The sequence below is a fragment of the Kiloniella spongiae genome (assembly GCF_001026905.1).
Classification (GTDB): Bacteria; Pseudomonadota; Alphaproteobacteria; order Kiloniellales; family Kiloniellaceae; genus Kiloniella; species Kiloniella spongiae.
Window position 1 is genome coordinate 58783 of the sequence record NZ_LAQL01000012.1, and the last position, 13949, is coordinate 72731.

11 protein-coding genes are annotated in these 13949 nt (G+C 46.1%); 8 read left to right on the forward strand and 3 right to left on the reverse strand.

The window, feature by feature from the left end; genetic code table 11:
• Nucleotides 1–5 precede the first annotated feature (5 nt).
• The 6 genes from WH96_RS16610 (at nucleotide 6) to eda (ending at nucleotide 6504) form a co-directional block, all read left to right on the forward strand.
• Complete coding sequence (locus tag WH96_RS16610) at nucleotides 6–1130, forward strand: ABC transporter ATP-binding protein (RefSeq protein WP_047765340.1); 1125 nt, start codon at nucleotides 6–8, stop codon at nucleotides 1128–1130.
• 19 nt (nucleotides 1131–1149) lie between these two features.
• A complete protein-coding gene (locus WH96_RS16615) occupies nucleotides 1150–2040 on the forward strand; it encodes an SMP-30/gluconolactonase/LRE family protein (protein WP_047765341.1) in 891 nt (296 codons plus the stop codon).
• A gap of 16 nt (nucleotides 2041–2056) precedes the next feature.
• Nucleotides 2057–2857, forward strand: coding sequence for an SDR family NAD(P)-dependent oxidoreductase (locus WH96_RS16620; RefSeq protein WP_047765342.1), 801 nt, complete (start codon nucleotides 2057–2059; stop codon nucleotides 2855–2857).
• A gap of 56 nt (nucleotides 2858–2913) precedes the next feature.
• Nucleotides 2914–4704: an IlvD/Edd family dehydratase gene (locus tag WH96_RS16625; RefSeq protein ID WP_047765343.1), complete on the forward strand. Its 1791-nt coding sequence runs from the start codon at nucleotides 2914–2916 to the stop codon at nucleotides 4702–4704.
• Between the two features lie 145 nt (nucleotides 4705–4849).
• Entirely contained in the window at nucleotides 4850–5842 is a 993-nt protein-coding gene (locus WH96_RS16630; protein ID WP_053006063.1) for a sugar kinase, read from the forward strand.
• A gap of 11 nt (nucleotides 5843–5853) precedes the next feature.
• The gene (gene eda / locus WH96_RS16635) at nucleotides 5854–6504 is read left to right on the forward strand and encodes a bifunctional 4-hydroxy-2-oxoglutarate aldolase/2-dehydro-3-deoxy-phosphogluconate aldolase (RefSeq protein ID WP_047765344.1); all 651 of its coding nucleotides are present in this window, start codon (nucleotides 5854–5856) and stop codon (nucleotides 6502–6504) included.
• 37 nt (nucleotides 6505–6541) lie between these two features.
• On the opposite strand, the gene WH96_RS16640 is transcribed toward eda, so the two are convergent.
• Both WH96_RS16640 and WH96_RS16645 read right to left on the reverse strand, forming a co-directional pair.
• Nucleotides 6542–7927: a tetratricopeptide repeat protein gene (locus WH96_RS16640; RefSeq protein WP_047765345.1), complete on the reverse strand. Its 1386-nt coding sequence runs from the start codon at nucleotides 7925–7927 to the stop codon at nucleotides 6542–6544.
• Between the two features lie 145 nt (nucleotides 7928–8072).
• Nucleotides 8073–9305, reverse strand: a complete 1233-nt coding sequence (locus WH96_RS16645) for a methionine gamma-lyase (protein ID WP_047765346.1) — start codon at nucleotides 9303–9305, stop codon at nucleotides 8073–8075.
• A gap of 224 nt (nucleotides 9306–9529) precedes the next feature.
• Between WH96_RS16645 and WH96_RS16650 the strand changes: the two genes are divergently transcribed.
• A complete protein-coding gene (locus WH96_RS16650; protein ID WP_047765347.1) occupies nucleotides 9530–11080 on the forward strand; it encodes a sigma 54-interacting transcriptional regulator in 1551 nt (516 codons plus the stop codon).
• Nucleotides 11081–11427: 347 nt separating this feature from the next.
• Entirely contained in the window at nucleotides 11428–13122 is a 1695-nt protein-coding gene (locus tag WH96_RS21530) for a methyl-accepting chemotaxis protein (RefSeq protein ID WP_053006066.1), read from the forward strand.
• Between the two features lie 109 nt (nucleotides 13123–13231).
• Here the strand turns inward: WH96_RS21530 and WH96_RS16660 are convergent, their stop codons facing one another.
• A complete protein-coding gene (locus tag WH96_RS16660) occupies nucleotides 13232–13627 on the reverse strand; it encodes a group III truncated hemoglobin (RefSeq protein WP_047765348.1) in 396 nt (131 codons plus the stop codon).
• Nucleotides 13628–13949: the final 322 nt, after the last annotated feature.

Here is a 13949-nt window from a genome sequence, read left to right on the forward strand (position 1 = left end):
TACTCATGGCATCCCTATCCATTCAAAATGTCAAAAAATCATATGGTGCTATCGAAGTTCTCAAGGGCATTGACCTTGATCTCGAAGATGGTGAATTTCTGGTCCTTCTGGGCCCATCCGGTTGCGGAAAATCAACACTGCTGAATATGATCGCAGGTTTGGATACCATTACTGATGGTGAAATCCTTATTGATCAAAATGTGGTCAATGATGTGCATCCAAAAGACCGTGATATCGCAATGGTTTTCCAAAGCTACGCGCTTTATCCCAACATGTCCGTTGCCCGAAACATCGGCTTTGGTCTTGAAATGCGCAAAGTCACCAAGGAAGATCGCGAAAAGCGTGTGGATGAAGCAGCCCGCATGCTACAGATTGACCACTTAAGTGATCGTAAACCAGCACAGCTTTCCGGCGGGCAGCGCCAGCGTGTTGCCATGGGGCGTGCGCTTGTACGTGATCCTGAAATTTTCTTGTTCGATGAACCTCTATCAAACCTCGACGCCAAGCTTCGGGTTGAGATGCGGACAGAGATCAAAAAACTGCACCAGCGTCTTGGCACAACCATGGTTTATGTAACCCACGACCAGATTGAAGCCATGACACTTGCTAGTCGCATCGCCATTCTGCGTGAGGGTGAAGTACAACAGTTTGCAAGCCCGCAGGAAGTTTATGAAAAACCTGCAAACATGTACGTAGCCGGTTTTGTCGGCTCTCCGCCAATGAATTTTGTGCCTGCCGCAGTGGTAAGTGAAGGTGGCAAACTGGGTGTTTCTATAGAACGCACGGCCAATGGAAACAGAAGTTCCGTTTTCTTAGCTTTACCAAATGATCGACAGGATATCGGTGATTGGGTTGGGCGTAATGTTATTCTCGGGATCAGACCGGAAACGCTTACTCATCGTTCAGATGCAGAAATATCTTTGAATAAAGGCCTACAGGCATTTGACTGTCAGGTGGAAGTATTGGAACCTACGGGTGCAGATACGCTAACCTATATAGAACTCGGCGGACGTGAAGTTATCGCACGTGTTAACCCCTACAATACCACAGAACCAGGAGAAACAATGGCGTTCATGGTCGATATGGGTAAAGCCAGTCTCTTTGATCCCAAGACCGAACTTCGCATCTAAAGCACAGCAAAGATAAGACATGACGGTAAACGTGACAGCCAAAAAGACTTTGATCGAAAAAATATGGAAGGGACATGCCCTGTTGGGTGAGTCTCCCCTTTGGGACTATCGGACCAGCTTCCTTTATTGGGTTGATATTGAAAACAGCAGACTCTATCGGCAAAAAACGGATGGATCAGGCTATTCGTCAATAGATCTTCCTGCTCCTGCAGGGTCCATAGCCCTTTGGCATGATGGTGGGTTAATTGCGGCTTTAGGCCAGGGACTTTTTCATGTCAATCCTGATAATGGAACTGTTTCATCCATTGCGACAGAGCTCGCTGATGACAGCTGTTTGATGAATGACGGTAAGGCCGACAGGTCTGGGAACTTTGTCTTCGGGGCAAAGCATCTTAAAGAATGTGATCCTGTTGCGGGATGTTGGCGATATCAATCTGGTCAAATAACACGGTTGGAACAAAAGTTTATTGTCTTTAATGGCCCAGCGTTTAGTCCCTCAGGTGACAGAATTTTTTTCGCAGACTCACCCTCGCAGAAAATCATGACAGCAAGTTATAACCCAACTGAAGGAATAACTACGGAACCAGAGGTCTTTGTTCAACTATTCGGCAATGATGGATACCCTGATGGAATGACCGTTGATAGCGAAGGTTACCTTTGGAATGCTCAATGGGATGGATGGGCAATTACACGTTACAAACCGGACGGGACAGTTGATCAAAAAATTGATATGCCCGTTCAACGTCCCACTTCACTTTGCTTTGGTGGAGAAGATCTAAAAACGCTTTTTGTGACCTCTGCATCCACACGCCTATCCCCGAAAGAACTTGCAGAAAACCCAGATGCTGGTGCTCTATTCCAACTGAATTTGGACGTTGCAGGGTTACTCGAAGAAACTATCACAAAATAAATTAAAGTTATCAATCATGTTGTTGAAAAATAAAAACATCCTCATAACTGGATCCAGTAGCGGGATTGGACGCATCATCGCGGAAGAAGCTCTAAAAGAAGGGGCCAATGTTTTCCTGCATGGACGACGTGACCATCTGGTCGAACAAGCTATCTCGGAACTGAGCAACGATTTTGAGGCCAATCGTGTTGCAGGGTTAGCCGGTGATATCGCTGACCCGACATTTCCCGAGCAACTGGTTTCAGCAGCCGTCAGCAAATTCGGTAATCTGGATGGTCTGGTCAATAACGCAGGCATTTCACCCCGCCATAATATTGATACAGCTTCAGCCGAAGATTTTGATCAGGTTATGTCAATCAATCTACGTGCACCGATGTTGGCCATTCAAGCTGCGATGCAGAGTTTTCGGGATAACGGGTCGGCAAGCGTCGTTAATATCGGATCGATCAATGCGCACTGTGGCCAGCCTGATCTCTTGATATATGCAACTTCAAAAGGTGGTCTTCAGACGCTAACCAGAAACCTTGGCGATGCCTTGGGGCCGGAAAAAATTCGCATTAATCAAATCAATGTTGGATGGACCCTTACCGAAAATGAACACCAGTTACAACTGGCGGAAGGCAACCCCGAGAATTGGCTGGATAATGTTTCACCTCTCTCAGCGCCCTCTGGCACAATCCTGCGTCCTGAACAGGTTGCCAATCATGTGGTATTCTGGCTGTCAGACAAGTCTGCGCCCGTCAGCGGGACCGTCTTTGAAGTCGAGCAATACCCCGTTATCGGGCGAAACCGCGTCACAAGCGGGCAAGCAGATTAAATTATCAGTGCAAACAAAGTGCACATAAAGCATTCCGGTTTAATAAAGAGAATATGATGACACACCAACGGATCACCCCGGCAGAACTCAGAAGTAAAAAGTGGTTTGATGACGTTGATGATCCCGGAATGTCCGCGCTCTATCTAGAGCGATATCTTAATTTTGGCCTTACCCGCGAAGAACTCCAGTCCGGGAAACCAATTATCGGTATTGCACAGACGGGGTCAGACCTTACACCCTGTAATCGCCATCACACAGATTTGGCCGTTCGTGTTAAAGAGGGTATCCGTGATGCCGGGGGTATTCCCCTTGAATTTCCGGTACATCCCATTCAAGAAACCGGCAAACGTCCTACGGCAGCGCTTGATCGAAACCTTGCCTATCTTGGTTTGGTCGAAGTTCTCTACGGCTATCCACTTGATGGTGTTGTTCTGACAACTGGCTGTGACAAAACAACCCCGGCCTGTTTGATGGCCGCTGCGACAGTTAATATTCCTGCCATTGTTCTCTCTGGCGGCCCTATGCTGGATGGCTATCACAAAGGCCGGACCGTTGGCTCTGGCAGCATCATCTGGGAAGCACGAGAACAACTAGCCGCTGGTGAAATTGATTACGATGGTTTCATGGATTTGGCAGCAGCTTCTGCCCCTTCTGTGGGACACTGCAACACCATGGGTACAGCCCTGTCCATGAACTGTCTGGCCGAAGCACTGGGCATGTCCCTGCCCGGCTGCGCTTCGATCCCAGCACCCTATCGGGAACGTGGCCAAATTTCCTATCATACAGGTAAGCGTATCGTTGATATGGTCTGGGAAGACCTGAAACCATCTAAGGTCATGACCAGAGAAGCTCTTGAAAATGCCATCGTCCTGGCCTCGTCGTTGGGGGCTTCGACCAATTGCCCACCGCACCTGATTGCCATTGCCCGCCATATGGGTGTTGAATTGACAATGGATGACTGGCAGCGCATTGGCTATAGCGTTCCCATGATTGTTGATTGTCAACCGACCGGACGGCATCTGGGTGAACGCTTTCATAAAGCAGGTGGTGTGCCCGCCGTTCTTGCCGAATTGATCAAAGCTGATCTAATCCATGAAGACTGCCTGACAGTAAATAACCAAACCCTTGGCGCTAATTGCCGAGAAGCCTTTACCCACGACCGAGACGTTATCAAGCCAACAGATGATCCATTGTTACAATCTGCAGGTCTTATGGTGTTATCCGGGAACCTTTTTGATAATGCCGTTCTCAAAACATCTGCCATCGACGAAACCTTTCGAAAAAGATATCTGGAAGATCCGGATCACCCCAATGTCTTCACTGGTAAGGCAATCGTCTTTGAAGGGTCTGAAGATTACCACCAAAGACGCAACGATCCTGATCTCGGCGTTACCGAGGATTCAATCCTCTTTATTAGAAACTGTGGCCCAGTCGGCTATCCCGGTTCAGCAGAAGTTGTGAACATGTTACCACCTGACAGCTTGGTCAAACAGGGTATCACATCCCTCCCTTGCGTTGGCGATGGCCGTCAAAGTGGAACTTCTGGCAGTCCCTCAATCCTCAACGCATCTCCCGAAGCTGCCGTCGGCGGCGGGTTGGCGCTTCTAAAAAGTGGAGATGGCGTTCGTGTGGACCTGAATAAACGGCAAGTGGACATGATCATCAGCGACCAAGAACTAGAGAGAAGAAAAGCAAATCTGGTTCTGCCAGAACTGGATAATCAAACACCCTGGCAAGAAATATATCGATCCATGGTTGGTCAATTATCAACAGGTGCCTGTCTGGAGCCAGCAACACTCCACCTAAGGGTTGTTGATGAAAAGGGATTACCAAGGCACTCACATTAATCCGCTATAACAGACATAAGATTATTTTTTTGGACACATCACTAGCCATCTGACAGGATCTGTCTTATAAAATGATCAAACAATCTCATCTGGCCCATCTGGAAAGCCTATCTCAATCAGGCTTATCTTAATCAGGAAACGAAAAGTGACGTCAATTGGTATCATCGGCGAGTGTATGATCGAACTGTCTAGAGTTGATGTCTCCGGGGAAAATATCTCCGGGGAAAATATCTCCGGGGAAAATATCTCTGGGGAAAATATCTCTGGAAATCAGGACGAGCTCTATCAAAAGCGATATGGCGGAGATACCTACAATACAGCCTATTACCTTGCTCAATGTGCAAAGTCCGCAATTGATGTCAGCTATGTCACCGCATTAGGTGATGATACCATCAGTGAAGACATGATCTCGACCTTCTCTACTGCTGGTGTCAATACAGATTTGATAGAGAAAATCCCCGGTGCCGTGCCCGGACTATATGCCATACAGACAGACGAACACGGGGAACGCAGTTTTCTCTACTGGCGCTCGGAAGCTCCAGCCCGGCAGCTTTTTCAAACGCCACAGAGTGAAACGCTGAAATCCGAACTGCTAAAAAAAGACTGGCTCTATTTTTCCGGTATTACTCTGGCAATTCTTCATTCAAAAGGCAGAGAAGCATTTTTCGAATTTTGCCAAGACTTTCAAGCGAAAGGCGGCAAAATAGCCTTTGATATCAATTACCGCCCGCGTCTGTGGGTAAGCAAAGATGAAGCAAGATCCATTATTGACAAAGCCTACGCAATTAGTGATCTGGCTCTCCCCTCCTATGATGACGAAACCTTGCTCTTTAAAGTCAGTTCCCCCCAGGAGGCCATAGATCGGATTACTAAACTCGGCGCCAAAGAAGTCGCGTTAAAGAACGGGGCAGAAGAAGTTTATGTCCACAGTCACGGTGAAACTGAAAAGCATGATATTATTCCCGCAAATATTGTGACAGACACAACCTCTGCCGGGGACAGTTTTAATGCAGGTTATCTCTATGCTCGGCTATCTGGACAAGATACACCAGCCGCGGTTAAAGCCGGGGCAAATCTGGCAAAACAGGTTATCGCCAAGGCCGGTGCAATTGTTCCCGTAACACCCCCGACATTCTAAGGCTCAACACAATGGCTCATTCAGACAAGCAACATCAAAACTTTCTAGGCAGAACACTTGAACAGGCTGTTATCTTGCCTGTTCTGGTGATTGAGCGTGTAGAGGATGCCATTCCCTTGGCGGAAGCCCTTCTGGAAGGTGGCTGTAATTCGGTTGAAGTTACGCTTAGAAGTGATGCCGCCCTTGCTTCCATGGAAAAGATCGCCACCTATCTACCTGAACTTACGCTCGGAGCAGGTACACTATTGGAATGCGAGCAATTCCAACAGGTAAAAGACGCAGGGGCCAGCTATGCTCTAAGTCCCGGAACGACAAAAAAACTCGCGTTGGCTGCAATAGACGCTGATTTTGCTTATGTGCCTGCCGCCGCAACGCCGTCTGAGATTCTGGAATTACGAGAGCTTGGATATAGAATTCAAAAACTTTTCCCTGCCGGTGCTTCAGGGGGCATAGAAATGCTGAGATCTTTGAGCTCTCCAATTGCCGATGTACGCTTTTGCCCGACAGGTGGCGTCTCCACAGCAAATGTTCAGGACTATCTGAAACAATCCAATGTTATCTGTGTCGGCGGTAGCTGGCTTGCCCCGAAAGATCTCGTCGCTGAAAAGAATTGGTCCGCTATTACGCAAATCGTTCAACAAAGCCTTGCTGCGGTTCGTTAACCCCAGGACACTCGTGTATCTGGGTTAGGAAAAGGCATTAGCCTGCCATTAACGACTGCGCCCTTGCAGAAGCTTTATCAGCCTTTGCAATATCGCCCAACCCTTTGTGGGCACGGGCAACATAATTCCAGTTTTGCACTGATGTGTTTTTCAGCGCACAGCGTTCGTTTGCCAAGGCCAAAGCAAGATCATAGCGTTTCGATCTCAACGCAGCTTCCAGAAGCGTCCAAGCAATAATATCCCGTTGCGCATGGCTTCCGCCCAAACGATGCGTTCGATACCGCACAGCCAACAGACGATCAACACAGCTATTGTAGTTTTCGTTCTCAAAATCCTGTAGTGCCTGACAAAAAGGAAGTCCCACTTCCCTACTCATAGCAGTATTGGCATCGGTTGCGTGATCAATGTAGCGTTCATTGGCCGTGAGAAGCGTTTGTGCGGCTTCGGTCCGTCCATCTGAAACAAAGGTCATCATGGCATGAACATCATTAAAAGCATAAAGCGTATCCGAAGCACTCGGTTCCCATTTATCCGCTAAAGATGCCCAACGATCCCCGACATCAACGCCGAGCAATTTCAATCGCCACAACAACGCAGCAGCATCGAGTTCTTCGTACTTATCAACCGTTTGATGCCGTGTTCTAAGGTTATTGTCATAAACATCAAAGACACGATCCATTTGTCCGATATCAAGATGAAATAATGACAGATGCCACCAAAGATGGTTGGCAAAATGGCTTTTGGACCAACTCGGCGCCCGATCACGCATAAAGCTGATACCACCAGCCTGACGCCCCTGCATTTCCATCACATGTGAAACGGAATGAACCGCATAGGGGTTATCCGGGCGGATCGCAAGGGACATGCGCCCCATTTCTTCGGCCTGAAGATAGTCAGCGTTTTCTTCAAGGCCAAAAGAATAGAAACCAAGGACAAATTCATAGCCTGGCATATCTTCATCCCAAAGGGCGAAGACCCGACCAACACAATCACGTTGTCCCGCAACATCACCAAGTAAAACATCCGTAAGATGGATGAGCTGAAGCGCAAGCAAATCATAAGGGTAACTTGTTAAAACAGCTTCCCACTGTTGAACCGCCCCGTAAAAATCCCCTTCTATCCAGGCTTTTACCGCTTTGATATGTCCTCTTTCCCGATCATTGGCTTTATTCCAAAGCGCTTCGGCTGCGCCCAAGGCAGCAACCATTCGTTTATAGATACGGGTTTCAAGTGTTTGGGTCAGCCACGCAGCTTTGAAGCAATGGCCCATGATAAAGTCGGGATGTTCTTTGAGAACTTTGTCAATACGTCCGATGGGATCACCATAAAAAGACATCGCACAAATGTGTGCGTCTTCCATGGCATCAATTGCTTTCTGATCTGAATAGGAAACAGGAACACCACGAATATCTTTTAAGGTCACGAATGATCTCTCCGTCTGTTTAATTTATCTGTCATGAAGATTTATGGTTAACAGGTATATTATGGGCTCGAAACAGAATTATTGGGCTTTCTATTGCTGGAACTTCTTTTCCTGTATAAGAAAAGAAGCCCCAGCTTACTCTTTATTATGCGCTTTTGGACATAACACTTACGTTACGACCACCGCCAGCAATTTCCAGTGCCTGATCCAAATCTGCGAGAATATCTTCTTCTTCTTCCAAACCAACGGACAGACGCACAAGGCTATCTGTAATATCGTATTTCAGACGCTCTTCTTCCGTATAGGTCGAATGGGTCATGGTTGCCGGATGCTGGATAAGTGTTTCCGCATCCCCAAGGCTTACGGCACGCACAATCATCTGACAGGCATCAATCATCTTCTGCCCCATGTCCAGACCACCTTTGAGTTCCAGCGCAATCATGCCGCCAAAATCAGACATTTGTTTTTTGGCAACATCGTGTTGTTCAAAGCTTTCAAGACCGGGGTAATATACCTTACTCACCAACTTATGATTTTCAAGATACCGCGCAACTGTCTTGGCGGTTTTGCAATGTCGATCCATACGCAAACTCAAGGTTTTCAAACCGCGAAGAATAAGTTGCGCATCCTGCGGGGAAAGAACAGCACCTGTCATATCCTTGAGGCCGATCAGACGAATATCGCGCATAAGTTCAGCAGAACCAACAATGGCACCAGCCGTCAAATCACCATGTCCGCCAAGATATTTAGTCGCGGAATGGACAACCAGATCTGCCCCAAGTTCAAGCGGTCGCTGCAAATAAGGACTGCAATAGGTGTTATCGACTACGACGGTAGCATTTTTGGTATGAGCGATCCTTGAAATTGCTTCGATATCCACCAAACGCATATTGGGGTTGGCTGGCGTTTCGAAATATACGACACGGGTCTTATCACTGATTGCATCTGCCAACTTCGCAGGATCCGTAAGATCAACATGACGGACTTTAACACCAAAGCGTTCCAAACCATGATTAAAGAACGTGAAGGTACAGCCGTAGAGAGTACGATCAACAATAATTTCATCGCCGGGCTTCACAAGTGTCCAGAATACGGACGTAATAGCACCCATTCCAGAGGACGTTACCAACGCGGCTTCTCCGCCTTCCAGAATAGCCATTCGCTCTTCCAGCAAGGCAAGTGTCGGGTTAGAAATACGACTGTAGATATAACCACCTTCTTCTTCCGCAAAACGGCGACCACCTTGTGCGGCGGAATCAAAGGCAAAAGTTGATGTCATGTAAACTGGCGGGTTCAATGCCCCCTGATGATCCAAAGGGTTGTAAGCATGGTGGATTGCACGAGTGGCAAATCCTTTTTTACCAGCGACATCAGACATTTGTTTCTTCTCCCAGAATGAAGCATTTTATTCTCTCCTTTTATCAGCAACAGTCATGCCAACAAATAAAATCCTTTTAATTCAAAGAGTTACATTTACCCTCCCAATTTGTATGTAAGAAAATTCTTACATACAAATTTATACTAACCCTCTGTTTGTTTATTATCTTTGATTTTTAAGCAAATATATGATGTAAATAATTTCTTACGTAAGGAATTATTTACATGCGTGTACAATTAAAAGGCGACAACCGCTTAGGTATCACCTATGAAGTTTTGAATGTTTTGGTTCAATCCGGACTGGATATCCGCAATATGGAAGTGACGACACACTTCATCTATATGGATATCCCTGCCCTTAGAAAATCTGAACTTGAGGCCCTTACTTCTGTCGTGAAATCAGTTCCCGGGATTCATGAAGTCAGCGCAATTGATCTTTTGCCGACAGAGCAAAGACGTTTACAGCTACATGCCGTGTTATCCAGTTTGCCAGAACCCGTCATTGCAATAGATACGAGCGGCAATATCACACAAGCAAATGAAGCAGCCCAAGCCATAACCAGACAGACGGAAGCCAAGTTACGCAACGCATCGCTGGATAATCTTTTACAAACCCCATTGATGACAACGCTTCAACAATCCGCTTTCCACATAACGGAAACAGAGACAGTTTTAGGAGGAAAAACTTATCTGCTTCGTGCTGAGCCCATTACGTCAAAGGAAAAAGCAGACACTAAGATCTCTGGCAGTGTTTTGATTTTCCAAAGGCCTGCACAGCTTGGGCGCGCCTTTAGCGCATTGGATACCCGACAGGCGACCCGTGGGTTTGACGCCATTCTCGGCGAAACGGAAATCATACAGAACATAAAAGGGAAAGCTCTACGGCTCTCAAAAGTTGATGCCCCCCTTCTCATTCTCGGCGAAACGGGGACAGGTAAAGAACTTTTTGCTCGGGCGTGCCATGAAACCAGTACCCGAAACAGAAAACCGTTTCTTGCTTTGAACTGTGCCGCTTTGCCGGAAAACCTGGCCGAAAGCGAATTGTTTGGCTATGCCCCCGGTGCTTTTACTTCTGCGGTAAAGGGCGGCAAACCCGGTCTACTGGAACTGGCAGATACAGGTACGCTCTTTCTGGATGAAATTGGCGAACTATCCCCTTATCTACAGGCGAAGCTTTTAAGATTTTTGCAAGACGGAATCTTTAGACGTGTCGGCGGCACCAAGGAAATCAAAGTAAATGTCAGGGTTATCAGCGCAACCAACCGGCATCTGGAAGATATGGTATCGACTGGTTCATTCAGGGAAGATCTCTATTATCGCCTGAATGTACTTTCCATCATCCTGCCACCGCTTCGACAGCGGAAAGGGGATATCCCACTCTTGACCCGGCATTTTATAATGCGAGCATCAAAACAAGTGAACTGCCCGCCGCCAAAGACATCTCAAGAACTTCTATCATTGCTCAATAACCATCCCTGGCCTGGCAACATCCGTCAAATGGAGAATGCCCTTTTCAGAGCGGTCTCTTTATGTGAGGGCACAGAACTTACAACCACAGACATCGAATTTTCCAATACGCAATCATTGAACGCAGCCCCTTCTTCAGATGTGACATATGACAATGCCACCAACTATAAAGAGGCCCTGGAAGCATTCGAAAAGGATCTCTTCTCAAGCCTGTATCCACAGCACCCAAGCAGCAGAAAGTTGGCGAAAGTGCTCGCGGTATCTCACACAACTGTCGCTGAAAAGCTCAAAAAGTACGGGTTAACATAGCCAAACTAAATTGCGACAACACACAACCATCGATTAATTTTCTTCATTTTACCTGCGACAGAAAAGCGCAAGTAAATTACTCAAGAATAGTCAAAATAAACTTATTTAATTGTTTTTATTCATTTAAATTGACAAACAATTGTTTACACAGAACAATCTTATGGTTGTCATTTTTAATATCCTTTAACCCTTTCCCCTGATAATACAGAGTGAAGTACCTGCAAGATAACGTGCCACGTCTTTGATCAAACAAAGTCGGGGCCTTTATTTTTTTCAGGGAATGTTATCATGCGTCTTGCAAACACATTCGATTTTCGAGTGTTAAAGTTCTAGTGAAAGAGTTCGCAATGTTTATCACTAATTTCCAAATAAAACATTTGGGTATGATTTTTTCAGCCGTATTGTTGGCAGTTGTTTGCGTTGTCGGCGCGACGACTTACTACAGTCACAAAGGCAACGAAGATATTAATCATCATTGGGATACATTCAGCAGAGTTGATTATGGAAAACAACTCGCAATTACGGACTTACAACGCGCGCTTGGTTTTGGTGGCATGATCCACCAGTTTAAAAATTACGTGCTTCGCCAAGATGAACAGCGTGTTGCAAAAATTAATGCAGCAATTGACAGTTCAAAAAATGCCTTGGCCAGCTATCAGAAACTGACGGTATCAAAACAAGAGACTGATGCCCTGAACAGTATTGCGGCTGTTGTCGATAACTATAGATCAAAGTTGACTGAAGCACAGGCCATGATCAAGGCCGGAAAATCACCACAAGAGGTTGATGCAGCCGTTAAAATTGATGACCAACCTGCGCTTGAAGGTATCGCAACCTTAAACCAGACTATTCAAAACAATATCGGGCAGGATACACAATCCGTTCACCAATCAATCAATTTTGTCGATAGCCTGAATACCTTTGCTCTGACATCAGTGTTTATTTTTCTTCTGTTCATGTCCGGTATGAACCTATGGTGGAGCAGCAATCATCTCAATAAGCCAATTACGTCTTTGACATCCGTCATGACCCGCTTGGCCGAAGGAGATCTTTCCATCAAGGTACCAGCGGTTGAATGGAAAAATGAAATTGGACAAATGGCCCGTGCTGTCCTGATTTTCAAAAAGAATGCTGAAAAAATCCGCGCAATGGAGACCGAGCAAAAAGCACGAGAAGAGCAAGCTGCTCATGAACGCAAGGCCTTGATCAATCAACTCGCAAACGATTTTGAAAATCAGGTTGGTTCTACTATCCGTGAAGTCAGCAATGCGGCAACAGGCATGGAAACATCAGCTCAGCTTCTGGCGAAGACTGCCGCGAATACATCAGAACAGGCAACGTCTGTAGCAGCAGCATCTGATGAAGCAGCCTCAAATGTACAAACCGTAGCCGCTGCAGCTGAAGAACTTTCTGCATCGGAACGCGAGATTAACCGTCAGGTTGGACGATCTTCAGACGTTGTAGCTATTGCTGTTGAAAAAGCAGGCGGTGCCCATGAAACTGTTGGCACACTGGTCAGTTCTGTTGATGAAATCGGCAAAGTTGTCGAGCTGATTACCGGTATTGCCGAGCAAACCAATCTTCTTGCCCTTAACGCAACGATTGAAGCCGCGCGAGCAGGCGAAGCCGGTAAAGGCTTCGCAGTTGTTGCAAGTGAAGTGAAAAACCTTGCCAACCAAACAGCAAAAGCAACGGAAGAAATCTCTGGTCAAATTTCTAACGTCCAATCCGTTACAGAGGATGCAGCAAAAGCACTGGAAGCAATTGGTAACTCTATCCGCGAAGTCAATGAAATCGGCGAAGCTATCTCTACCGCTGTAGAAGAACAAGCTGCTGCAACACAGGAAATTGCTCGTAATGTGGAGCAGGCATCAGCTGGTACCCGCGAAGTTTCCAGTAACATCCAACACGTACGACAAGCCGCCGCTGATACAGGGAAAACGGCAAAAGAAATACTAAATGCCTCGAGTAATTTGTCACAACAATCCGTCCACCTTCAACAAGGACTGGACGCATTCCTGTCTCAAGTCCGTAGCGGATAAGAGACACAACTATTTTTACCCAAATGGGTAATACAAATACGACAAGAGGGCTGGAGATAATCTTTCAGCCCTCTTGTCGTATATATAGTCCTGATCTTAGCTTAGTAAACTAAGATCCTACTTTCACATCTTCGGGCTTATAGAAAATACCTAACATCAGGCTTTGCGCAATTCTTTCGGCTTTCTCTTGGATATGGTCCGCGTTTTCAGCCGTGAAAAGCTGTTGGTTGGTTTCTTTAAAAAGTTCTAACCACCGATCAAAAAGATGACGCTTAATACCATCTACCTTCATATGAACCATCATGGGATTGCCTTTGTATTGACCAGAGGTCAACAAAACTGAAGACCAAAACCGGCACATGGTCGCCAGATGTGGATCCCACTTATCGTCAATGCTATTGTTAAAAACATCTTTCAACAACGGATCTTGACGAACACGATCATAAAAGCTGTGCACCATCCTATGAATGGTTTCGTCTGTAATCTCGGTAAAGGGTTGGTGCATATTCTAAGTACTCAATAAAGTAAATAATAAGATGCTTATAATATATATCTTTGATTTTGCGAATGGTAAAATTGTCGCAATATCAACTTTGCCGATATTTAGTCAGAAATACCAAATTTTTTATAGAGATAAATCTAGATAAAATAAAATCAACCTGTTTTGCACTGAGAGCGTTTTTGGGCTACATAGTGTCGCGCAGGCGTCTGTAGATTTGCTTGTCTATGTATATTTAATAAGAAAGCCCCGAAAAGAATTGGGGTTATTGTTTATAAATTATTGGGTAGATACCCCACTTTACCGGAGACGCACCGATATGACCCGT

Excerpts from the sequence above, each read along its gene's own strand:
- WH96_RS16610 (WP_047765340.1), top strand. The coding sequence starts at position 6 with ATGGCATCCCTATCCATTCAAAATGTCAAAAAATCATATGGTGCTATC.
- WH96_RS16615 (WP_047765341.1), top strand. The coding sequence starts at position 1,150 with ATGACGGTAAACGTGACAGCCAAAAAGACTTTGATCGAAAAAATATGG.
- WH96_RS16620 (WP_047765342.1), top strand. The coding sequence starts at position 2,057 with ATGTTGTTGAAAAATAAAAACATCCTCATAACTGGATCCAGTAGCGGG.
- WH96_RS16625 (WP_047765343.1), top strand. The coding sequence starts at position 2,914 with ATGACACACCAACGGATCACCCCGGCAGAACTCAGAAGTAAAAAGTGG.
- eda (WP_047765344.1), top strand. The coding sequence starts at position 5,854 with ATGGCTCATTCAGACAAGCAACATCAAAACTTTCTAGGCAGAACACTT.
- WH96_RS16645 (WP_047765346.1), bottom strand. The coding sequence starts at position 9,305 with ATGTCTGATGTCGCTGGTAAAAAAGGATTTGCCACTCGTGCAATCCAC.
- WH96_RS16650 (WP_047765347.1), top strand. The coding sequence starts at position 9,530 with ATGCGTGTACAATTAAAAGGCGACAACCGCTTAGGTATCACCTATGAA.
- WH96_RS21530 (WP_053006066.1), top strand. The coding sequence starts at position 11,428 with ATGTTTATCACTAATTTCCAAATAAAACATTTGGGTATGATTTTTTCA.
- WH96_RS16660 (WP_047765348.1), bottom strand. The coding sequence starts at position 13,627 with ATGCACCAACCCTTTACCGAGATTACAGACGAAACCATTCATAGGATG.